23 protein-coding genes are annotated in these 22,204 nt (G+C 61.3%); 14 read left to right on the top strand and 9 right to left on the bottom strand.

Going from position 1 to position 22,204, the window contains the following annotated elements; genetic code table 11:
* The first annotated feature begins 39 nt into the window (after positions 1-39).
* Positions 40-1,272, top strand: a complete 1,233-nt coding sequence (locus CBB63_RS05575; protein WP_286698451.1) for a mandelate racemase/muconate lactonizing enzyme family protein — start codon at positions 40-42, stop codon at positions 1,270-1,272.
* 45 nt (positions 1,273-1,317) lie between these two features.
* On the opposite strand, the gene CBB63_RS05570 is transcribed toward CBB63_RS05575, so the two are convergent.
* Positions 1,318-2,541 carry an acyl-CoA dehydrogenase gene (locus CBB63_RS05570; RefSeq protein WP_286698450.1) on the bottom strand — a complete coding sequence of 408 codons (1,224 nt, stop codon included), beginning with the start codon at positions 2,539-2,541 and terminating at the stop codon, positions 1,318-1,320.
* 98 nt (positions 2,542-2,639) lie between these two features.
* Here CBB63_RS05570 and CBB63_RS05565 point away from each other — a divergent pair, with 98 nt between their 5' ends.
* The gene (locus tag CBB63_RS05565) at positions 2,640-3,533 is read left to right on the top strand and encodes a LysR substrate-binding domain-containing protein (protein WP_286698449.1); all 894 of its coding nucleotides are present in this window, start codon (positions 2,640-2,642) and stop codon (positions 3,531-3,533) included.
* 564 nt (positions 3,534-4,097) lie between these two features.
* On the opposite strand, the gene CBB63_RS05555 is transcribed toward CBB63_RS05565, so the two are convergent.
* Entirely contained in the window at positions 4,098-5,654 is a 1,557-nt protein-coding gene (locus CBB63_RS05555; RefSeq protein WP_286698448.1) for a bifunctional metallophosphatase/5'-nucleotidase, read from the bottom strand.
* A gap of 169 nt (positions 5,655-5,823) precedes the next feature.
* On the opposite strand from CBB63_RS05555, the gene CBB63_RS05550 reads away from it, so the two are divergent.
* Genes CBB63_RS05550 through CBB63_RS05540 form a run of 3 tightly spaced genes read left to right on the top strand, consistent with a single transcriptional unit; the run spans position 5,824 to position 7,642 of the window.
* Positions 5,824-6,168 (top strand): DUF952 domain-containing protein, encoded by a 345-nt coding sequence (locus CBB63_RS05550; RefSeq protein WP_286698447.1) that lies wholly within the window; start codon positions 5,824-5,826, stop codon positions 6,166-6,168.
* 2 nt (positions 6,169-6,170) lie between these two features.
* On the top strand, positions 6,171-6,602 hold the full coding sequence (locus CBB63_RS05545; protein WP_037954495.1) for a DUF1330 domain-containing protein: 432 nt from the start codon (positions 6,171-6,173) through the stop codon (positions 6,600-6,602).
* Positions 6,599-7,642: a quinone-dependent dihydroorotate dehydrogenase gene (locus tag CBB63_RS05540; RefSeq protein WP_286698446.1), complete on the top strand. Its 1,044-nt coding sequence runs from the start codon at positions 6,599-6,601 to the stop codon at positions 7,640-7,642. The genes CBB63_RS05545 and CBB63_RS05540 overlap by 4 nt, the downstream gene beginning before the upstream one ends.
* 67 nt (positions 7,643-7,709) lie before the next feature.
* Here CBB63_RS05540 and CBB63_RS05535 read toward each other — a convergent pair whose 3' ends face one another.
* The 3 genes from CBB63_RS05535 to CBB63_RS05525 all read right to left on the bottom strand — a co-directional run bounded on the left by CBB63_RS05535 (position 7,710) and on the right by CBB63_RS05525 (position 9,998).
* Positions 7,710-9,074, bottom strand: coding sequence for an MATE family efflux transporter (locus CBB63_RS05535; protein WP_286698445.1), 1,365 nt, complete (start codon positions 9,072-9,074; stop codon positions 7,710-7,712).
* A complete protein-coding gene (locus CBB63_RS05530; protein WP_286698444.1) occupies positions 9,067-9,579 on the bottom strand; it encodes a PaaI family thioesterase in 513 nt (170 codons plus the stop codon). The genes CBB63_RS05535 and CBB63_RS05530 overlap by 8 nt, the downstream gene beginning before the upstream one ends.
* The gene (locus CBB63_RS05525; RefSeq protein WP_286698443.1) at positions 9,576-9,998 is read right to left on the bottom strand and encodes a PaaI family thioesterase; all 423 of its coding nucleotides are present in this window, start codon (positions 9,996-9,998) and stop codon (positions 9,576-9,578) included. Before CBB63_RS05525 ends, CBB63_RS05530 begins: the two co-directional genes overlap by 4 nt.
* Positions 9,999-10,112: 114 nt before the next feature.
* On the opposite strand from CBB63_RS05525, the gene CBB63_RS05520 reads away from it, so the two are divergent.
* Entirely contained in the window at positions 10,113-10,490 is a 378-nt protein-coding gene (locus CBB63_RS05520; protein ID WP_009825151.1) for a MerR family transcriptional regulator, read from the top strand.
* 119 nt (positions 10,491-10,609) lie between these two features.
* Here the strand turns inward: CBB63_RS05520 and CBB63_RS05515 are convergent, their stop codons facing one another.
* Positions 10,610-10,855: a hypothetical protein gene (locus CBB63_RS05515; protein WP_286698442.1), complete on the bottom strand. Its 246-nt coding sequence runs from the start codon at positions 10,853-10,855 to the stop codon at positions 10,610-10,612.
* A 99-nt stretch (positions 10,856-10,954) separates the two neighbouring features.
* On the bottom strand, positions 10,955-11,689 hold the full coding sequence (locus CBB63_RS05510; RefSeq protein ID WP_286698441.1) for a helix-turn-helix transcriptional regulator: 735 nt from the start codon (positions 11,687-11,689) through the stop codon (positions 10,955-10,957).
* A 242-nt stretch (positions 11,690-11,931) separates the two neighbouring features.
* Between CBB63_RS05510 and CBB63_RS05505 the strand changes: the two genes are divergently transcribed.
* The 7 genes from CBB63_RS05505 (at position 11,932) to CBB63_RS05475 (ending at position 19,167) form a co-directional block, all read left to right on the top strand.
* The gene (locus tag CBB63_RS05505; protein ID WP_286698440.1) at positions 11,932-12,333 is read left to right on the top strand and encodes a MerR family transcriptional regulator; all 402 of its coding nucleotides are present in this window, start codon (positions 11,932-11,934) and stop codon (positions 12,331-12,333) included.
* A gap of 88 nt (positions 12,334-12,421) precedes the next feature.
* Positions 12,422-14,203, top strand: a complete 1,782-nt coding sequence (locus tag CBB63_RS05500) for an acyl-CoA dehydrogenase C-terminal domain-containing protein (protein WP_286698439.1) — start codon at positions 12,422-12,424, stop codon at positions 14,201-14,203.
* Between the two features lie 54 nt (positions 14,204-14,257).
* The gene (locus CBB63_RS05495) at positions 14,258-14,470 is read left to right on the top strand and encodes a hypothetical protein (protein ID WP_005849464.1); all 213 of its coding nucleotides are present in this window, start codon (positions 14,258-14,260) and stop codon (positions 14,468-14,470) included.
* A 300-nt stretch (positions 14,471-14,770) separates the two neighbouring features.
* Positions 14,771-15,409, top strand: coding sequence for a glutathione S-transferase family protein (locus CBB63_RS05490; protein ID WP_074634677.1), 639 nt, complete (start codon positions 14,771-14,773; stop codon positions 15,407-15,409).
* Between the two features lie 18 nt (positions 15,410-15,427).
* Complete coding sequence (locus tag CBB63_RS05485; protein ID WP_286698438.1) at positions 15,428-16,639, top strand: acetyl-CoA C-acetyltransferase; 1,212 nt, start codon at positions 15,428-15,430, stop codon at positions 16,637-16,639.
* Positions 16,639-16,938: an acetyl-CoA acetyltransferase gene (locus CBB63_RS05480; protein ID WP_286698437.1), complete on the top strand. Its 300-nt coding sequence runs from the start codon at positions 16,639-16,641 to the stop codon at positions 16,936-16,938. The genes CBB63_RS05485 and CBB63_RS05480 overlap by 1 nt, the downstream gene beginning before the upstream one ends.
* Before the next feature lie 27 nt (positions 16,939-16,965).
* Entirely contained in the window at positions 16,966-19,167 is a 2,202-nt protein-coding gene (locus CBB63_RS05475) for a 3-hydroxyacyl-CoA dehydrogenase NAD-binding domain-containing protein (RefSeq protein WP_286698436.1), read from the top strand.
* 87 nt (positions 19,168-19,254) lie between these two features.
* On the opposite strand, the gene CBB63_RS05470 is transcribed toward CBB63_RS05475, so the two are convergent.
* Entirely contained in the window at positions 19,255-19,905 is a 651-nt protein-coding gene (locus CBB63_RS05470; RefSeq protein WP_286698435.1) for a sulfotransferase family 2 domain-containing protein, read from the bottom strand.
* A gap of 140 nt (positions 19,906-20,045) precedes the next feature.
* Between CBB63_RS05470 and CBB63_RS05465 the strand changes: the two genes are divergently transcribed.
* Positions 20,046-21,671, top strand: coding sequence for an AMP-binding protein (locus tag CBB63_RS05465; RefSeq protein ID WP_286698434.1), 1,626 nt, complete (start codon positions 20,046-20,048; stop codon positions 21,669-21,671).
* A 6-nt stretch (positions 21,672-21,677) separates the two neighbouring features.
* Here CBB63_RS05465 and CBB63_RS05460 read toward each other — a convergent pair whose 3' ends face one another.
* Entirely contained in the window at positions 21,678-22,202 is a 525-nt protein-coding gene (locus CBB63_RS05460; RefSeq protein WP_005849471.1) for a GNAT family N-acetyltransferase, read from the bottom strand.
* Positions 22,203-22,204 lie beyond the last annotated feature (2 nt).

Raw genomic sequence — 22,204 nt, 5'->3', positions numbered from 1 at the left:
CCCCGGGATTTTGAACCATTTGGAAAAGAGGATCACGCGATGAAATTGCAAGATCTTGAGGTTATCGTCACAGCGCCCCCTGCCCCCGGTTGGGGCGGGCGCTATTGGATATTGGTCAAGCTGATCACGGATACCGGCATTGTGGGCTGGGGCGAATGCTATGCGGCGTCGGTCGGGCCGCAGGCCATGCGCGCAGTGATCGAGGATGTTTTTGCACGGCATATGCAGGGCGAGAATCCCGAAAACATCGAGCTGATGTACCGCCGCGCCTATTCGTCAGGCTTTACCCAACGACCCGACCTGACCGTCATGGGCGCATTTTCGGGGCTGGAAATCGCCTGCTGGGATATTCTGGGCAAGGATCGCGATCGTCCTGTCTATGCCTTGATCGGCGGCAGGATGAACGAACGCGTGCGGGGCTATACCTATCTTTATCCGCTGCCGCATCACGATATGACCGCCTTCTGGACCTCGCCCGAGATGGCGGCGGAATCGGCGCTGGACTGTGTGGCGCGTGGCTATACCGCGATCAAGTTCGATCCGGCGGGGCCCTATACCATGCGCGGCGGGCATATGCCGGCGATGACCGACATCTCGCAATCTGTCGCCTTTTGCAAAGCGATCCGCGCGGCGGTTGGCGACAAGGCCGATCTGCTGTTCGGCACCCACGGGCAATTCACCACCGCAGGCGCAATCCGCTTGGGGAACGCCATCGCTCCCTATAGCCCGCTCTGGTACGAAGAGCCGATCCCGCCGGATGCGGTCGAGCAGATGGCCGCCGTGGCGCGGGCCGTGCCGATCCCGGTCGCAACCGGGGAGCGGCTGACCACCAAGGCCGAGTTCGCGCCTGTGCTGCGGTCCGGGGCAGCCGCGATCCTGCAGCCTGCCTTAGGCCGTGTCGGTGGCATCTGGGAGGCCAAGAAGATCGCCGCCATGGCAGAGGTCTATAACGCGCAAATCGCACCACATCTTTATGCGGGCCCGGTGGAATGGGCGGCCAACATCCATCTGGCCGCGTCGATCCCCAATATCCTGATGTGCGAATGTATCGAGACGCCGTTCCACGACCAGTTGATCAAGAGCACGATCAAGGTGGAGGACGGGTTCATCACAGCCCCCACCGCAGCCGGTTTGGGGCTAGAGGTGGACGAGGCATTGGCCCGCGCGCATCCCTATACCGGCAACGGGCTGCACCTGGAAATGCAGGAAGCGCCTTGTGATTACGTCAACGGGAATGCGTTTGAAGGTGGGGCACCGTCGGTCAAATCCTGACGGGTCCGGTGGTATGAGGGGGCCGAGGCCCCCTCTGCCAGAGATTTAGAAGAACGCCTGCAGGCCGGTCTGGGCGCGGCCCAGGATCAGCGCGTGCACGTCGTGCGTGCCTTCATAGGTGTTCACCGTCTCGAGGTTCATCATGTGGCGGATCACCTGGAATTCGCCGCTGATGCCGTTGCCGCCGTGCATGTCGCGGGACATGCGGGCGATGTCCAGCGCCTTGCCGCAGTTGTTGCGCTTGACGATAGAGATCATTTCCGGCGCAGCGTTGGCGTTGTCCATCAGACGGCCCACTTGCAACGAGGCTTGCAGGCCAAGCGCGATTTCGGTCTGCATATCAGCAAGTTTCTTTTGGAACAGCTGTGTTTGCGCCAGCGGCTTGTTGAACTGTTTGCGGTCCAGACCGTATTGGCGCGAGGCGTGCCAGCANAATTCAGCGGCCCCCANTGCNCCCCAGCTGATGCCATAGCGGGCGCGGTTAAGACAGCCGAACGGGCCTTTCAGACCTTCGACATGGGGCAGCAGGGCATCTTCGCCGACTTCGACGTTGTCCATCACGATCTCGCCTGTGATCGAGGCACGCAGCGACAGTTTGTTGCCGATTTTGGGCGCGGACAGTCCCTTCATGCCTTTTTCAAGGATGAAGCCGCGGATCTTGCCGCCGTGCTCTTCNGACTTGGCCCAGACCACGAAGACATCCGCGATCGGCGCGTTCGANATCCACATTTTNGAGCCGGTCAGCTTGTAGCCNTTGGCGGTTTTCACCGCACGGGTTTTCATGCCCGCAGGNTCNGAGCCCGCATCAGGTTCTGTCAGNCCAAAGCAGCCGATGAATTCGCCGCTGGACAGTTTGGGCAGATACTTCATGCGCTGCTCTTCCGAGCCATAGGCNTAGATCGGNTACATGACGAGGCTGGATTGCACGGACATCATCGANCGATAGCCGCTGTCCACACGTTCNACTTCNCGNGCNACNAGACCGTANGANACATANNTNCCNCCCANNCCGCCNTANTGNTCGGGCACNGTGACNCCCAGAAGGCCCATGTCGCCCATCTCGCGGAAGATCGCGGGGTCGGTGGTTTCGTTGGCAAANGCGTCGATCACGCGGGGCTGCAGCTTTTCCTGCGCATACGCGCGGGCACTTTGCTGGATCATACGCTCGTCTTCGGTCAGCTGTTCGTTCAGGCGAAACGCATCCGCCCAATCAAAGCTGCCCATGTCGGGGGCGTCTTTGGCTTTCAATACGGGCAATTCGGTGCTCATGGTATGTCCTCCTCGGGGTTCGGATTTGGGCGCAGTATTGCAAAGCCCGGCGGCAATGACTATCGCTGGATACTCCTGAACCTATGAGTCAAAGTCATATGATCGCCCCGCGTCGCTTCCTTCCGTCGGTCAACGCCCTGCTCGCATTCGAGGCAGTGGCACGCTTGGGCAGCGCCACATTGGCGGCGCAGGAACTGTCCCTGACGCAAAGCGCGATCAGCCGGCAGCTCAAGACGCTAGAGGCGCAGTTGAATGTGNCGCTGCTGGATCGCCAGGGGCGTCAGCTGGTGCTGACAGAGGCGGGAAAAAGCTATGTTATTCAGGTGCGTGACGTGTTGAACAGGCTGGCTCAGGCATCCATCACCGCGCGCACGAACCCGATTGCNGGGGCGCTGAACCTTGCCATTCTGCCGGGGTTCGGCATGCATTGGCTGGCCCCGCGGCTGCGCGACTTTGCCCAGTCCCACCCGGAGGTGACGGTGAACCTCAGCACGCGGCTGCATCCATTTTCCTTCCAGAACAGCCCCTTTGACGCTGCAATACATTTTGGCAAGGAAGACTGGCCCGGTGTGCGCTATTTGCCGCTNATGCCCGAGACGGTGGTCCCCGTCTGCGCGCCCGANCTGCTNACCGAACCGCTGGAGGATCCCAGCCAGATCCTGCGNTATGCGCTGCTGCATCTGGATACCCGCCCGCGCGGCTGGTCGCGGTGGCTGAGCGCGCTTGGTGTCACGCAAGAACCCCCNGCCGGCATGATGTTCGACCAGTTNTCNACCATGGCGCAGGCGGCGGTGCACGGNTTNGGCGTGGCGCTGCTTCCTACCTTTTCCGCCGAGCCCTATCTGCGCGACGGGCAGCTTGTGCTGGCATCAACGCAGACGACACAGAGCATCGGGAATTACTACCTCGTCTGGCCCGAGGACCGTGCCGAAACCGCGGCCTTGCAGTCGTTCAAGACGTGGCTCGACGGGCAGACGGGTCAGGTTCTTTAGCATAGGCCAAGGTTCTGANGCATATNCGCCCTATTTCCGCCGCAATCCTGNATTAGCACACCCTTCATCAGTTTTAAGGGGGGGGCCCCTTTTGAAAGGGAGCATGGATATGCCAATTTCACTTACCAAACTCGTTTCTGCNGGCGCGACAGCGGTCACACTTGCGGCTGCCACCGCAGCGACCGCGCAAACCCACGACGTCGTGATCTTTGACGACGCCTTCTTTCCTGCCGTGATCTATGTCGATGCCGGGGACGAGCTCCGNTTTGTCAACAACGCCAGCGCCGCGCGCAACGTCAGCGCGGGTGACGGGTCGTGGTCATCCGGCACGCTGGAAACCGGCAGCAGCTTTAGCCAAACGGTAGAGGCAAACAGCCAAGTGACCTTTATCGGCACATCGCTTGGGGAAAACCCCAAAAGCTACTCCGGCGAGATCAGCTTTGACCCCGCACCGCTGAGCGAGTGATCGGGTCCATCCCTGCGATTGTCGCAGGTGCTTGAAATAAAAACGGCGCGCCCCTGTTTCCAGCGGCGCGCCGTTTCGCATTGATATGGCGATGTGGCTTACTTCACCGTGATGCGGCCATCGGTATAGGGCGTATAGGCCCCGTTGGCGGCGATGAATTCAGCCGTCACATCCGCCAGATCGGGACCGTANTCATAGGCGTTCTGCGCAGAGGTAAACGGCGCATAGCCGTCGCCGCCATTGCGCACATAGTTGTTGGACACGACGCCATAGGTTTTTTCGGGATCAAGCGGCATGCCGGATACGGTGACATCGCTGATGCGGCTGCCCGGCTCGGCGCTGGTGTCCACGGTGAAGGTCATGCCCGCCACTTGCGGGAAACGACCTGCGACCTCTTCGATCTGGCTCACGCCATTTTCCAGCGCCTCTACCANTGCCGCACCGGTGACCTGAAAGGTCGACAGGGTGTTCTGGAACGGCAGCACCGCCAGCACTTCGCCCATGGTCACCTCTCCGGCGTCGATGGAAGAGCGCAGGCCGCCGCTGTTCTGGATCGCGACCTCGATCCCCTGATCCGCCACACGGGCCAGCATCGCATCGGCGACGAGATTGCCCATCTGACATTCCTGCACGCGGCAGACCGACCGGTCGCCCTCGATCGGCTCGGTGGTTTCGGCGACGACCTTGCTGCGCAGTTCNTCCAACGGTTGNGCCAGNTCGCCGATACGGGCGACNGTGGTCTCATCCTCTGCGACGCCTGCGTCGATCAGGATCGGATCNCCCGAGGCTTCCTTGATCTTACCNTCGTCATCGAAGGTCACGTTCAGCTCGCCCAGATATTTACCGTAGGCATAGGCCTGCACGATCGCCGTATCCTTGACCATCGTCGGATAGGCCCCTTCGGCTTTTTCATCGGTATTAGACAGCAGCGTATTGGTGTGCCCGCCGACGATCACATCAACACCTGTGGTATTCTCGGCGACCATCTGNTCGACCCCATAGCCNGAGTGGCTGAGCACGATGATCTTGTTGATACCCTGCGCGGTCAGCAGATCGACCTCGCCCTGNACGGCAGCNACGGAATCGGTNAAGACNACGTTGTCTCCGGGGCTCGATAGTTCGTGGGTGTCCTCGGTGGTCAGCCCGATCAGGCCGATCTTTTCACCGCCACGCTCGATCACGGCAGATTTCGCCAGCTTGTCCGCCAGAAGCGGTTCGGCAGAGACATCGGCATTCGACATCAGGATGGGAAAGTCGATCGCCTCCATGAAACCGGCAAGCACTTCAGGGCCATCGTCGAATTCGTGGTTGCCCACAGTCATGCCGTCATAGCCCAGCATGTTCATCATCTCGGCTGCCATCTTGCCCTTGTAGTGGGTGTAGAACAGCGAGCCCTGAAACTGGTCCCCGCCGTCGACCAGCACATGGTTGTTGGTGCGGGCCTTGGCGTCCTTGATCGCGTTGACCAGCCGTGCGGTACCCCCGAAACATTCACCGGCGGTATTGTCCTCGGCGGAACAAGGGCCATCGTATTTGCTGATCGGTTCAAACCGCGCGTGGAAATCATTGGTGTGCAGAATGGTCAGACTATAATCCGCCGCTGCCATGCCCGAGGTCAGCGCAAGCGCTGCCGTGGCTGTCAGGAATCGTTTCATGATGGGTCCCCCCTTTGGGTTGAATTATGCACCTATGGTGACCCCCAGTTTGCCCCCTTGTCAAAGACCATCTGAGCGCAAACCCGCCCTTCCCCAAGGTCACCGCCCTGCGCTGCGGCAAAGCGCACAGCCCTTGACCGTTTGCACCGACCAAGGCATCACAGCGGCTATGTTGATTTACAAAATTTTCCGCTCCGATGAATGGCAGGCCCTGCGCCGCGACGGCTCTACCACGGGCGCGCCGGTTGATGTCGCCGATGGCTATGTGCATTTCTCGACCTCTGAACAAGCGGCTGAAACGGCCGCGAAACACTTTGCCGGTGAGGCAGACCTGTTTCTTCTGGCCGTAGAGACCGACCGTCTTGGCGATGCGCTGAAATGGGAGGTGTCGCGCGGCGGCGCCGAGTTCCCGCATCTGTACCGCATGCTCATGCTAGAGGATGTGGTTTGGGCCCAGCCCCTGCCCTTGCTGAACGGGGCGCATGAATTTCCCGCTGGCTTTAAGGAAGCTTAATGATGACAGGATATATCGACCCGGATCGCGCACAGTTCGACGCCTTCAAGGGGCTGGACCGCGACACGCCGCTGAATATGGTGAACCTTGTCAAACTGCGCGACAAGGCCGCTTACCCCGACGATCACGCGCTGGCCGCCAAGGCGCTGACAGGGGCGCAAGCCTATAAGAACTACGGTGCCGAAAGCGGTCCGGTGCTGGCGGATGTCGGCGGATCGATCCTGTGGCGCGGCCAGTTCGAGGCAACGCTGATCGGCCCCTCGGACGAGGATTGGGATGTGATGTTCATCGCGCAATACCCCAACGCCCACGCCTTTTTGCAGATGATCTCGGACCCGCGGTACAAACAGGCGGTGGTGCACCGTCAGGCCGCGGTTGTGACATCGCGCCTGATCCGCAGCGCACCGCTGCCCCTGACGGATGAATTTGCATGAAGCGCATGGCCGAGCAGCTGGGGCTGCGCGCCCTGCATCAGGTTGACCCCGAAACGGCCCATGGTCTGGCAATCACCGCACTGCGGCTTGGCCTTGCGCCCGCGCCCGGTCCGGTCACATCGAAACGGCTGAAAACCTCGCTTGCCGGGATGAGCCTGCCCAACCCTGTCGGCCTTGCCGCGGGGTTTGACAAGAACGCCACCGCCGTCGCGCCGCTGTCCAACGCGGGTTTCGGCTTTATCGAGGTCGGGGCCGCCACGCCCCTGCCCCAACCCGGCAATGACAAACCCCGACTGTTCCGCCTGACCGAGGACCGCGCGGCGATCAACCGCTTTGGCTTCAACAACGAAGGCATGCAGGCGATCTGCACGCGACTGGCGCGCCGCGGCGCGGGCGTGCCCGTGGGGCTCAACCTTGGGGCCAACAAGACCAGCACCGACCGCGCCGCCGATTTCGCCCGCGTGATGGAGCTTGCCCGCGATCACGTGGATTTCGCGACGGTCAATGTATCCTCGCCCAATACCGAAAAGCTGCGTGACCTGCAGGGCAAGGCCGCCCTCGCAGCACTTCTGGCCGGCGTGATGGAGGTGCGCGGAGATACGCCCGTGTTCCTGAAAATCGCCCCCGATCTCACCGAGGCGGAAATCGCCGATGTGGCAGAGGTCGCCAATGACGCAGATGTTGCCGCGATCATTGCCACGAATACAACGCTGGACCGCACCGGCCTGAAGAACGCGCAGCGTGACCAGATGGGCGGGCTGTCGGGCGCGCCCCTGTTCGAAAAGTCCACCCGCGTGCTGGCGCGCCTGTCGACGCTTACCGATATTCCGCTGGTGGGCGTCGGGGGCATCAGCTCGGCCGAGGATGCCTATGCCAAGATTTGCGCAGGCGCTTCGGCGGTGCAGCTTTATACGGCGCTCGTCTATGGCGGGCTGTCACTGGCGGCGGATATCGCCAAGGGGCTCGACAAACTGCTGAAGCAGGACGGGTTCGATACCGTGGCCGATGCCGTGGGCAGCAACCGCAGCGCTTGGCTTTGACAGGACGCACAGACGGAGATCGGGGCGCTATCCGCGTGACTTCGCCCCGACCCTGCGCGGGCGGGGCCTATCCCGCCGCACGCTCCAACGCGGGGTAGCGCAGCGCCAGCGTGACCCCACGCGCGACAAAGGACACCAGCAGCGAAATCCACAGCCCGTGGTTGCCCAGCCACGGCACCAGCAGCGCAGCACTTGCACAGTAGATCACAAACGACACTGCCATCATGTTGCGCATGTCCCGCGACCGCGTGGCCCCGATAAAGATCCCGTCCAGCATCCATGACGCCCACCCCAGCAGCGGGGCCGCGACCATATAGGGCAAGAACACCCGCGCCTCTTCGCGCACAAGCGGGGCCGTGGTCATGAGGTCGATGATCATACCCCCGCCCCACGCGAAGCCCAGGGTCATCAAGGCACAGGCCAGCAGACCCCAACCGCTGGTCAGCACCGCGCCGCGCCGCAGGACATCACGCTGCTTGCCGCCCATAGCCCGCCCGACCAGCGCCTCGGCCGCAAAGGCGAAACCGTCAAGCGCAAAGGCCGTGATCATCAGAAATTGCAGCAGCACCTGGTTGGCGGCGAGCTTTACATCCCCCAACCCCGATCCCAGAAACAGGAACGAGACGAACACCGCCTGCAACAAAAGCGACCGCACAAGGATGTCGCCGTTGACCTTCATCATGTTGATCCAGCGCGGCCCGTCGAACACCTGCGCCCAGTCCCGCCATGCGGGCACTCCGAAAGCCGCACGGCAGAACCACAGCCCAAGCGCCGCACCCGACCATTCCGCCAGAAAGGTCGCGATGGCGACGCCCTGGATACCCCAGCCGAGCCCCAGCACGAACCACAGGTCCAGCGCGATATTCAGCCCGTTCATCCACAGTTGNACCACCAGCACGGCACGGGTGCGTTCCTGCGCGATCAGCCAGCCGGTGATCGCGTATATCGCAATCGCCGCCGGGGCGGACCAGACGCGGATCCCCATATAGGACCGGGCGAGGTTTTCGACCTCGACGCTGGCAGGAGAGACCTGAAACGCCGCCCAGAACAGCGGTATCTGCAGCATCACCAGCGCAAGGCCCGCCAGCCCGCCGATCAGCAGCCCGCGTGTCAGCAGNGCCGCGACCTCTGCCGCGTCGTTGTTGCCTGCCGCCTGCGCGGTCAGCCCGACGGTGCCCATCCGCAGAAANCCGAANACCCAGTAGAGCGATGACAGGATGATCGCGCCGATGCCCACGGCTCCGATAGGGGCCGCCAGCCCGATCTGCCCGACNACGCCGGTATCCACCGCGCCCAAGATGGGCACNGTGGCGTTGGAGATAACAATCGGGATGGCGATGTTCAGCACGCGGCGGTGGGTCACCACGTCTTTCGCGGATAGTTTGCCTTGGGCGACGGCGCTGACTTCGCCCTTGGGAATCGCGTCAGTCACGGCGTTGGGGCATCAGGAAATGGCCCGTTGCCTGCGCGAAAAGCTTGCTGCGGTTGTCCTGCCACGCCTCGACATGCACCGAGGCATAGCGCCGCCCCGACCGGTTGATCCGCGCGCGCGCATAGGCATCGCGCGGCANGCCCGAGCGCAGNTAATCGACGGTAAAGTCGATGGTCTTGGGCAGNCGTGGCANATGCGTNGCATCCATCTTGTCGACGGCNAGCGCACCGGATTCAAGATCCTCCCACAGGTATTCCCAGCTNAGCGTGATGATCGACGTGACCTCAAGGAACGAGGCCGTGGCCCCACCGTGCAGCGCCTGCANCAGCGGATTGCCGATCAGCTTGTCGGAAAACGGCAGAACGCCGGTCAGCTCGTCGCCACGGCGGTCGAACTCGATCCCCAGAAAGCTGATGTAGGGCACGCCGTCCACCAGCGCGCGCAGTGCCGCATCGCGACGCTTTTTNACGACCTGTACCGCCTCNGGTTTGCTCCGTGTGCTCATCGTTTGCCCTCCACCGTGAAACTGCCGGTGGCGGTGGCGACCGGGCTGCCGTCTTCTTCGTCCTGTGCCGTGGCGCGCACAAAGGCGACATTCCGCGTCACGTGATAACATTCCGCCCGCGCCGTGATCCGTTGACCGGGCACAGCCGCGCGCAGATATTCGATGCGCAAATCAATCGTCGCCGTCCCNCCGGGATTGCTGGGGTGGCTCATCACCGCGGCCCCGCAGCAGGTATCCATCAACGCCGACACGGCCCCGCCATGCAAGACACCNGTGCGCGGNTCGCCGATCAGCCGTTCATCATANGGCATGTCGATCACGGCGACGCCGCCNTCCAGCTCTTGCAGTTCCATCCCCAGGGCACCGCTGTAAGGCAGCGCCGCGATGAACTGCTTGGCGATGCGAAGTTTGTCTGACATTTTTTACTTCCTTGGCGTTATTCTCCCCATATCAACCGAGCGACCAAGCAAGAGCAACCCCAGTGTTGCGCTTGGAAAGTGAACCGCATAGTTTCCGAACTTGAGGAGACCAAGATGACAGACAAACGCCTGAACTTTAAAGAAATGTGTGCGGAGTTTGACGTCACGCCGCGCACGCTGCGCTATTACGAGTACATAGAATTGCTCCACCCCGAGCGCGAAGGCCGGTCCCGCAGCTATGGCGCGCGGGAAATCGCCCGCATGAAGCTGATCATGCGGGGNCGNAAGTTCGGGTATTCGCTGGAAGGCATCCGCCAGTGGCTGCTGATCTATGAAAACGAAGGCACCGAAGCGCAAATGCGCGCTTGGGTCATTAGCGCGGACCGCCAGTTGGGAGAGCTGGCAGAACAGCGCAAGCAGTTGGACGAAGCCATCGCAGAGCTGCAGAAATCTCGCGACGATACAGAGGCCGCATTGGCCAAGCGCGACTGATATTTGCGTAGCGCTTTGGGTTTACGGGGCGCTACCACATCTGACAGCCGCTGGCTGGATGACGCCGTCGTTGGCAGCATCAAGCTATGGTATGAGAAACCGATGCGATGCGGGCCGGCTTACGCCTGCCGCGCGGCCATCCGACCCATCACATCGGAAAGACGGGTAAGATCTGCGGCTGTCACAATCAGTTCTGACAGTGAATCAGCGTCGAGACAGGCAGCAAATTCATACGCCACGTCTTCAACGAGCTTGGCCGCATCCTTGAGCCCCCGCGATGCGGAAGACGCGGAAATCACGGGCCCCTGCGCAAGATCATAGATATTCGGTGTCGTTGAGGGTTTCGGGGGTTTGTTCTGCGCCACGGCCTGTCCACTTACGGTTGAGAATTCGCCACGACTATGCGTCCGACAGGTGATGCGCACGTCCCGTAAGTGCGCGACATCCGGTTGCGCCCCCTTGTATTACGACAGGTTATCCAGCGACGGATCGATCAGCCCAAAGGCCAGCCCCCGCACCGCCGCGCGAGTCCGGTCGGTCACATCCAGTTTGCCAAACAGACGCCGCATGATCGTATCGACCGTGTGNCGCGACACCCCCATGATCTGCGCGATCGAGGTGTTGCTCTTGCCNCGCGCGATCCAACGCAGCAATTCCAGCTCGCGCGGGGACAAGCGCCGATTGGGNGCAGCAGGNCCTGCCACAAGCGCGCAGAACCGCATATGGGCAAACTGGCTGGCGACGTGCAGGTCCAGAACCTCTGCATCGGTCGGGCGCGGCCTGTCGTGGTGGAAGCCGATACTGACCAACGCATTGCGCGCCTGTGGCCCAAAGACCTGACAGACCAGNCCATCGGCAAAGCCGAATTCTCTCGCTNTGTTCAGATAGGCTTTCTGCTTTTCGGTCAAGGTGGTTAGCTGCGGCAGGTCACGCCAGAANAACGGGGTGATCTGTGAGGCCGCAAAGGGGGGNAACGGATCGTCCAGATACAGGTGCTCTTCGGTATACATCCGGTGAAACTCTGCCGGGATACCGATCGCGACAGCGCCAAAGCTGGTGTCCCCAAGCGATTGCACATCGATACTGTGATAGGTGACCGTGCGAAAATCCTGCGCTTTGGCAAAGCGTTGCACCAGCAGCCATAGCGCCGAAACGCTGCTGACCTCGCGCAGACACTCTGTGAATAATCGCGGATCCATATCCTNGGNCATATCACCCCCCCGGCCGATANAACTTGCTNCCCCACATCACTTAGTCGGCGCGAGATACCTATCAATGACCGTCTCGGGAAAATCCCCGTGGGGTTACGCAGATTTACTCAACGTAAAGCAAATGTTTGACGTAGCGTCCAACTTACGTAAGCTTGTTTCTGGGTTATACCGCTCCCAGTTTAGGTGAAGTTGACCGTTCTACAGCAGTGATAGAATAGCGAGTAACTGATATGTCCAACACTACGATGACCATCCGCGAGATGTGCACCGCCTTCGATGTGACCCCGCGCACCNTGCGGTTCTACGAAGCGAAAGAACTGCTTTTCCCCGAACGTCAGGGACAAAAGCGCCTGTTTACCAAACGGGACCGTGCGCGGCTGAAACTGATCCTGCGTGGCAAGCGCTTTGGCTTCAGCCTCGAAGAAATCCGCCAGTTGCTGGACCTGTACCACATGGGCGACCAGCAACAGACCCAATTGGCGCGCACCTATGACATCGCGCGCGAACGTCTGGCCGACCTCGAAGCACAGCGCGAGGATCTGAACAACGCCATCGACGACCTGCAAAACCAGTTGAAATGGGGGGAGAAAATGATCGCCTCCATCAACAGCGCCCGCAACGCGGCAGAATAGGCCCGCAGTCCGGCGCACCCGAACACCTGATACACCGACCCAGATATACTGACCAAACGACGGCCAGATGGCCAAGGGAGAACACCACATGCCGAGCTACACCGCCCCGATCAAGGATATGCAATTCGTCCTGCACGACGTGCTGAACGTCACCGCGTCGTCCACCCCCGGNTACGACGAGCTTGAGGCGGATTTCACCTCTGCCATTCTGGAAGAAGCAGGCAANCTGACCTCCGAAGTCCTCGCNCCGCTGAACGCGGTNGGTGATCAGGAAGGCTGCCGTCTGGAGAACGGCGTCGTCTACACCCCCAAAGGGTTCAAGGACGCCTTTGCGAAGGTCAAGGANGGCGGCTGGACCGGTCTGGACATGCCAGAGCAATACGGCGGCCAGAACATGCCCTATATCCTCGGCACCGCCGTGGGCGAGATGTTCTCGGCGTCCAACCAGGCGTTCACCATGTATCAGGGCCTGACCCACGGTGCGGCCTCGGCGATCCTCGCNCACGGCTCTGACGCCCAAAAGGATACATATCTGCCCAACATGGTGTCCTGCGAATGGACCGGCACCATGAACCTGACAGAGCCCCACTGCGGCACCGATCTGGGCCTGATGCGNACCAANGCAGCGCCNCAGGAAGACGGCAGCTATAAGATCACCGGCCAGAAGATCTTTATCTCGTCCGGTGAACACGACATGGCCGATAACATCATCCATCTGGTGCTGGCCAAGATCGAAGGCGGCCCCGAAGGCATCAAGGGCGTATCGCTGTTCATCGTGCCCAAGTTCATGGTCAAGGAAGACGGCTCGCTTGGNGAACGCAACGCGGTGTCCGTCGGCTCCATCGAAGAGAAAATGGGCATCCACGGCAACTCTACCTGTGTGATGAACTATGATGGCGCGGTCGGCTACCTGCTGGGNGACGAACACAAAGGCATGCGCGCGATGTTCACCATGATGAACGAAGCCCGCGTGGGCGTCGGCATGCAGGGTCTGGCGCAGGCCGATGTGGCCTATCAGAACGCGCTGGCCTACGCNAAGGACCGCCTGCAAGGCCGTGCCGTCACNGGNACAGAGCACCCCGACAAGCCTGCCGATCCGTTGATCGTGCACCCCGATATCCGTCGCAGCCTGATGGAGCAGAAATCCTTTGTCGAAGGGGCGCGGGCGTTCATCCTCTGGGGGGCCAGCCTGATCGACGCGGCACACCGCGCGGANGACAAGGATGCCGACGGGCTTGTCTCGCTGATGACCCCCGTCATCAAAGGCTTCCTGACCGACATCGGCTATGACATGACGGTCAAGGCNCAGCAGGTCTATGGCGGCCACGGCTATATCGAGGAATGGGGCATGTCCCAGTTCACCCGCGACGCCCGNATCGCCNNGATCTACGAAGGNGCNAATGGCGTTCAGGCGCTNGACCTCGTGGGCCGCAANCTGGCGCAGGACGGNGGCAAACANGTNATGGCNTTCTTTGATNTGGTCAANNNCTTCATCAAGGAAAACGCAGGCCAGGACGCCGAGTTCGACGCCAGCTTTATGGAGCCTCTGAAGGCTGCCAGCAAAGACCTGCAGTCGGCGGGCATGTACTTCATGCAGAACGGCATGAAGAACCCCAACAACGCGCTCTCGGGGTCGAATGACTTCATGCATATGTTCGGGCATGTCTGTCTGGGCCTGATGTGGGCAAAAATGGGTCTGGCCGCGAAGAAAGCGCTGAAAAATGGCACCGGCGACGCGTCCTTCTACGAGACCAAGCTGGAAACCGGCCGTTTTTACATGGCCCGCCAGCTGCCCGCGACTTCGCTGCACCTCAAGCGGATCGAAACCGGCGCGGATACTGTGATGGCGCTGGACGCGGCAAACTTCTAGGTTGCACCGGGGTGGGGACATCCCCCACCCCGATGATGACTGAAAGGACGCCCGATGCCCAAACGTTTCCGCCTGACCCGCCGCTTCCCTGTCGCCATGACCGAAGACGGCTACCGCCGCCTGAAGAAATTCGCGGCAGAGGCCGGATTGGATGAAGGCGAAGCGCTGTCGTTTCTCTTCGAGAACTTCAACAGCGTGATCGACGAAGAGAACCTGACCGCGCGACTGCGGCTGTTCAACGCGGAACTGGACGGACGAAAGAGGTAGCACACCACCACACCCCGAACGCCCTGCCGAACCCGACCCTTCGGGGAGAGTTTAAGGGCAAAATGAAGCGCGAACACCCTGCCCTGATCCTGCGACCCGCACGACCAAAGCAGGGCTTCACTTTGCACGCGGCTCAGCTCTCCAGCCTGCCGCGCGGGGGTTGAATACGACAGGATGATTAGTAACTGATTAACGCAAACCCGCGCATCTTCATTTTGCCGGATAAACTCCACGGGGGTGTGGGGGTGTGAAACCCCCACGGGACGACGATCGATACACAGGACTTGAGGGAGGGTTCAGATGACCATCAAACTGCATTGCTTCGGCGAAAGCGGAAACGCCTATAAGGCGGCGCTTGCGCTGCAGCTGTCGGGGCTCGACTGGGAGCCAGTGAAAGTTGATTTCTTCGGCGGCGAAACCCGCACGCAGGATTACCGCACGACGATCAATAACATGGGCGAAGCGCCGGTGATGATTGATGGTGACATCCGTCTGACCCAATCCGGCGTGATCCAGGATTATGTCTCGGAACAATCCGGCAAATTCGGCGGGGGCAATCCCGAAGAGCGCCGCGAGATCCTGCGGTGGGTGCTGTGGGACAACCACAAGCTCAGCTCGAACGCCGGTATGACGCGTTTTTTGATGAACTTCCTGCCTGAAGACAAGCAACCCAAAGAAGTCATCGGCTTTATGCAGGGGCGTTTGTCTGCGGCCTATGCCGTGCTGAACGACCATCTGAACGGCCGCGACTGGATTGTCGGCGACGGGATCACCAACGCCGATCTGAGCTGCTGCGGCTATCTGTATTACCCCGAGCCTTTCGGCTTTGTCCGCAAGGACTGGCCCCATATCGACGCGTGGCTCACGCGTCTGAGCGACACACCGGGCTGGAAAGCCCCCTACGACCTGATGCCCGGCAGCCCTGCTGACCGCGCCTGACCCAAAGGGAGACACCACATGACCGAAGCATATATCTACGACGCCCTGCGCACCCCGCGTGGCAAGGGCCGCAAAGACGGCGCCCTGCACGAGCTGACTTCGTTGCGCCTGTCCGCGCTGACGCTCAACGCTGTAAAAGAGCGCAACAATCTTGAAGGCCATGCCGTCGAGGACGTGATCTGGGGCAACGTGACCCAGGTGATGGAGCAAGGCGGCTGTCTGGCGCGCTCTGCCGTGCTGGCGTCCGATCTGGATGAACGCATCCCCGGCCTTGCCATCAACCGTTTCTGTGCCTCTGGCATGGAAGCTGTGAACCTTGCCGCCAACCAGGTGCGCGGTGGCGCAGGCATGGGCTATATCGCCGGTGGCGTTGAAATGATGGGCCGCGTGGCCATGGGCAGCGACGGCGCGGCGATTGCCGTTGATCCCTCGCTCGCGATGGAGCGGTATTTCGTGCCGCAGGGCATCTCGGCTGACATCATCGCGACCGAATACGGCTTTACCCGTGACGAGGCCGACAAGCTGGCGATGCAGTCGCAGCAGCGTGCCAAGAAAGCCTGGGACGAAGGGCGCTTTGATAGATCCGTGATCGAGATCAAGGACCAGAACGGTCTGTCGATCCTCAGCCATGACGAATACATGCGCCCCCAGACCGACATGCAGTCGCTCGGGTCTCTGAACCCTGCGTTCCAGCAGATGGGCGAGGTCATGCCCGGCTTTGATAAGGTCGCGCTGATGAAATATCCGCACCTCGAGAAGATCAACCACATCCACCACGCGGGGAACTCCTCGGGCATCGTGGACGGTGCGGCGGCTGTGCTGATCGGGAACAAGGAGTTCGGCGAGAAACACGGTCTCAAGCCACGCGCGCGTATTCGTGCGACCGCCAAGATCGGGACCGACCCGACCATCATGCTGACCGGCCCAGTTCCCGTGACCGAAAAGATCCTTGCCGACAATGGCATGAACATCAACGACATCGATCTGTTCGAGGTCAACGAGGCCTTTGCCGCTGTGGTCATGCGCTTCATGCAGGCGTTCGACGTCGATGAAAGCAAGGTCAACGTGAACGGCGGGTCGATCGCCATGGGTCACCCCTTGGGGGCCACCGGCGCGATGATCATCGGCACGCTGCTGGACGAGCTTGAGCGTTCGGACAAGGAAGTCGGGATGGCCACGCTTTGCATCGCCTCCGGCATGGGTGCCGCCACCATCATCGAGCGCGTTTGATGGGCGACCAGCCGCATCCTTTCCACGCCGTGGCCGTTCTGGCAGCGCGGCGTGGGCTGAGGGACCTTAAGCTCGCAGAGGACCGCGGGGGGCAATATGTGCGCCTGTATCAGGCCACGCCGCCGCTGTTCTTCAAGCATCGCAACGATCCAAGCGACAGCTATGACCGCGAGCGGTTCAAGGACTTCAAACGGATACTGCTAAGCGAGGAAGACTGCGACAAAGGCCCCGAAGCCACCATCGCCTTGATCCGCTCACTGCTTGAAAAATTCGCTGACTATACGCCTCAGCGCTCGTAACACACTCCAAATCAGGGAGAGATTTAAATGACCGATTTCACCATGAAGACAGACGCCGACGGCGTCGCCATCATCACCTGGGACGTGCCCGGAAAATCCATGAACGTCATGTCGATCGAGGGCCTGTCCGAGCTGGACAGCGTCATCGACACGGTCCTGTCCGACGACGCCATCAAGGGGGCCGTGATCACCTCCGGCAAGGACGGGTCTTTTGCCGGTGGTATGGACCTGAACCTGCTTGCCAAGATGCGCGAAGACGCAGGCGATGATCCGGCGCAAGGGCTGTTTGACGGCACGATGAAAATGCACGCCCTGCTGCGCAAGATCGAACGCGCGGGCATGGACGCCAAGACCAACAAGGGCGGCAAGCCGATTGCCTCTGCCCTACCCGGCACCGCCGCGGGCATCGGGCTTGAACTGCCGCTGGCCACGCACCGCATCTTTGTCGCAGACAACCCCAAGGCGCGTATCGGCCTGCCCGAGATCATGGTCGGTATCTTCCCCGGCGCGGGCGGCACCACCCGTCTGGCGCGCAAACTCGGCGCGATGGCCGCATCGCCCTTCTTGCTGGAAGGCAAGATGGTTGCCCCTGCTGCTGCGAAATCTGCCGGTTTGATCGACGAAGTTGTCGCTGATCCGGTAGCCGCCGCGAAAGAATGGGTGCTGAATGCCAAGGATGCGGACATTCTGAAACCCTGGGACGCCAAGGGCTACAAGATGCCCGGTGGTGCCCCCTATCACCCTGCGGGCTTCATGACGTTTGTCGGGGCCAATGCGATGGTCAACGGCAAGACCCAAGGTGCCTTCCCTGCAGCCAAGGCCCTGCTGAGCGCCGTTTACGAGGGCTCGCTTGTGCCCTTCGATACCGCGCTGAAGATCGAGGCGCGCTGGTTCACCAACATCCTGCTGAACCCGTCCTCCTCTGCCATGATCCGGTCGCTGTTCCTGAACAAGGAAGCGCTGGAAAAAGGCGCGGTACGTCCCGAAGGCGTTGCCGATCAGCGCGTCAAGAAACTGGGCGTTCTGGGGGCTGGCATGATGGGTGCGGGCATCACGCTTGTTTCCGTCCAAGCCGGGATCGAGGTCGTGTTGATCGACCAGACCCAAGAAGCCGCCGACAAGGGCAAAGCCTATTCCGCCAGCTTCTTTGACAAGGGAATCGCGCGCAAGAAATCCACCGAGGAAAAGAAAGCCGCAGCCCTTGATCTGATCACCGCGACCACCGATCTGGACGCGCTGAAAGGCTGTGACCTGATCATCGAAGCCGTCTTCGAAGACCCTGCCGTCAAGGCCGAGATGACCAAGAAGGTCGAAGCCGTGATCCCCGAGGATTGCATCTTTGCCTCCAACACCTCGACCCTGCCGATCACCGAGCTGGCCAAAGCCTCCAGCCGCGCGGATCAATTCATCGGCATCCACTTCTTCTCGCCCGTCGAGAAAATGGCGCTGGTCGAGATCATCAAGGGTGCTGAAACGGGCGACCGTGCGGTAGCCAAATCGCTCGATTATGTGCGTCAGATCCGCAAGACGCCGATCGTGGTCAACGACGCGCGGTTCTTCTATGCCAACCGCTGCATCATCCCCTATGCCAACGAAGGCGCGCGGATGATCACCGAAGGGGCGGCACCGCAACTGGTCGATCACGCGGCGCAGCTTTTGGGCTTCCCTGTGGGGCCGGTGCAGCTGACCGATGAGACCTCGATCGATCTGGGGGCCAAGATTGCCCGCGCGACCAAGGCGGCCATGGGCAATGCCTATCCTGCCAGCCAAGCGGATGATCTGATCTTCTGGATGGAAGATCTGGGTCGTCTGGGCCGCAAGGCGAACGCGGGCTTCTTTGACTATGACGAAAAGGGCAAGCGTCAGGGCTATTGGAAGGGGATGCACGACAAGTTCCCGCTGGCCGAAGAACAGCCCGACCTGCGCGATGTGCAGGACCGTCTGATGTTCGTTCAGGTGCTCGAAGCGGTACGTGCACTGGAAGAAGGCGTGCTGGAAGACATCCGCGAAGGCGATGTGGGCGCGATCCTTGGCTGGGGCTTTGCGCCCTGGTCCGGCGGCCCGTTCAGCTGGCTCGACATCATCGGCACGCCCTATGCCGCGGAACGTTGTGACCAGTTGGAAGCGCAGTTCGGCGAGCGGTTCAAATGCCCTGACCTGCTGCGTGAAATGGCCGAGAAGAACCAGACCTTCTATGGTCGCTTCGGGCCGGACGCCAAAGCCGCTTAAGCCGGAAACGCCCGATAGAGAAAACGGAAACGGCCAGCAGATCTTGCTGGCCGTTTTGCTTTGCTGGGTGATGTACCGCCCGCGCTCTCAGCCGTCGAAACTGTAGCCGAAACGCGCGATATCCTCGGCGCAGGTCGTGGCGATCAGGTCGCGTGTTTCGGGGGTATAGTGGTCCCGATAGCCCGCCGCGCGGTCCGACGCATTCGCATGCGGCAACGTCAGATCAAAGCCCAGATGGTCGAACAGCGGCTGCGCGTCCTGCGCGAAATGCTCGATCCGGATGAACAGGTTGCTTTGATCCTCGCCTGCGCCGTCACGCAGATATGACCCGTAGGGAGAGGCCAGAAGGCTGCCCTGCACGGTAGGCGTCTGCACGAAGGCGTCAAACGCCAGCGACTTGGCAAGCCCCACGGCGGGATGATCGAACCCCTGCGCGCGCAGCCAATGGTAATAGCTGACCATCCGGTCCCACGGGTTACGCACCAGCGCAAAGGCGAACATCCGGGCAATCTCTTGGCGGGTGACCACGCCTTCGATATCGGCGATGGTCGCGTGTTTCCAAAGCCGCCCTGCCGACGCTGCCCCTGCCAGACGCTTGCGCCGCTTGACCGCCTTGGGCGTGTCGCCCAGCATCAGATCGTCCTTCATCGCCCGTGCTTCCAGCGCGAGAGCAAGGGACGTGCCTCCGGTCTTGGGGATATGCACAAAGATATAGTTGCGCCCGCGGCTGATGATCATGACCGCCCCGCCGCATCTGTGATTGGCCGCTTTACGCTCGTGCCCATATCCTGCCTTTGCCTTGCTTTTATCATCCTTCCCAAAACGGGGGATGCTGCGCAATAGTAACCGGGACAAAGCGAAAAAAGACAGGGTGCGCCATGGGCTGGATGACGAACGAAGACGGGTTGGACAAATGCGCCGCGAATTACGTGCCGCTCACGCCACTGTCGCACCTGAAGCGCGCGGCCCATGTCTTTGCCGATGTGACAGCGGTGATCTACGGCGCGCATCGGGTGAGCTATGCGCAGTACCATGCGCGCTGTTCGCAGCTTGCTTCGGCCTTGGCGGCGGCGGGGGTTGAACCGGGTCAGGTTGTGGCGACGATCCTGCCCAATATCCCCGCGCAGGCAGAGGCGCATTTCGGCGTGCCCGCCTGCGGTGCCGTGCTTAACACCATCAACACGCGGCTGGATGTGGATACGGTGGGCTACATTCTCGACCACGGCGAAGCGCGGGTGCTGCTGGTCGATACGCAGTTCGTCGATCTGGCAGAGGCGGCATGTGCAACCCTCGACGGCCCGCCCCCGCTGCTGATCGAAGTCCCTGATCCCGCGGCGGGGTTTCCGGCAACGGGTCGCCACACCAGATATGATGATTTCATCGCCACCGGCGACCCTGCGTTCAACTGGATCATGCCGCAGGACGAATGGGAAAGCCTTGCGCTCAACTATACCTCTGGCACGACGGGGCGTCCCAAAGGCGTGGTCTATCACCATCGCGGGGCCTATCTGATGACCATGGGCACGGTGGTCAGCTGGCGTATGGTGATGCGGCCCGTGTTCATGCAGATCGTACCGCTGTTTCACTGCAACGGCTGGAACCACACCTGGATGATGCCCCTCTTGGGGGGCACACTGGTCTGCTGCCGCGACATCACTGCCGCCGCGATCTATGACGCCATTGGCGACGAAGGCGTGACCCATTTTGGCGGTGCCCCCATCGTGCTGAACATGATGGTGAACGCGACGGAAGCGGAACGCCGCGCCTTTGACCATCAGGTGGAGGTCTTTACCGCCGGTGCGCCCCCTGCCCCTGCCACCCTGTCCAAGATCGAAGCTTTGGGGTTCAACGTCACACAGGTCTACGGGCTGACCGAGACCTACGGCCATGTCACTGAATGTCTGTGGGACCCCGCATGGGACAGCGCCCAAGGGGCCGAGCGCGCCGCGATCAAGGCCCGTCAGGGCGTCGCCATGCCGATGATGGAAGAGATCACCGTCATGGATAGCAAAATGGCCCAAGTCCCGCTGGACGCTGCCACACAGGGAGAGATCATGATCCGCGGCAATTCGGTGATGAAAGGGTATTTCAAGAACCCCGCCGCCACGCGCGCGGCCTTTGCGGGCGGGTATTTCCATTCGGGCGATCTGGCGGTGCAGCATCCAAACGGACATATGCAGATCGCCGACCGCGCCAAGGACATCATCATCTCGGGCGGCGAGAACATCTCGTCCGTCGAGGTCGAAGGCGTATTGATGGGCCATCCGGATGTGAACCTCGCCGCCGTTGTCGCGCAACCAGACGAGAAATGGGGCGAAGTGCCCTGTGCTTTTGTCGAGCTGAAACCGGGCCGGAGCGGAGATGAAGCCGCCATGATCGCCTTTGCGCGCGACACGCTTGCGGGGTTCAAAGCACCCAAACGCGTGGTGTTTCGAGAGCTGCCGAAGACCTCGACCGGGAAGATCCAGAAATTCGAACTGCGCGCGCAGGCCGCCAGGCTTTAGTGCGGTCTACATCGCGCGCTGCGTGACAACCGGATCGGCGACGATCACCGCCTCTGCCTGCTCTTGCGGGCCGAGCCGTTTTTCGTACCGCCAAACGTCGATCTGCAACGGCCCCTCGCCGGTTTCGACCTCGTAGGGGATCGTGCCCGCCTGCACCCAGCCGCAGGCCTCATAGAACCGCGCGGCGCGGGTGTTGCCAACCGAACAGGCCAGCCATTTCAACCCATGCCCCAGTTCTGCTTCGGTCGCCGCCATCATCTGCTGCGCCAGACCGCTGCCCTGAAAGGCATCGCTGACGTAGAACTGGTAGATCTCGTCATGGTCCACCATGAAGAACCCCGCGATCTGCCCTTCGACCCAGACCACCTGCGTATGCTTAAGGTGCACACGCATCCGCATCGTGAACTCTTCGAAACTGCGCAGGGCGGTCAAGGCGGGCGGCACGACATCGGCATGGGCCTGATGCCAACCACGATACCATATCTCGACAAGTCTGGCGGCATCATCGGGATGTGCGGGCTTGATCTGCATGG

This window comes from Sulfitobacter sp. TMED3 (assembly GCF_002167505.1).
Lineage (GTDB): Bacteria > Pseudomonadota > Alphaproteobacteria > Rhodobacterales > Rhodobacteraceae > Sulfitobacter > Sulfitobacter pontiacus.
The sequence above is the reverse complement of the archived record's forward strand: the minus strand, read 5'-3'. Positions and strand labels throughout refer to the sequence as shown.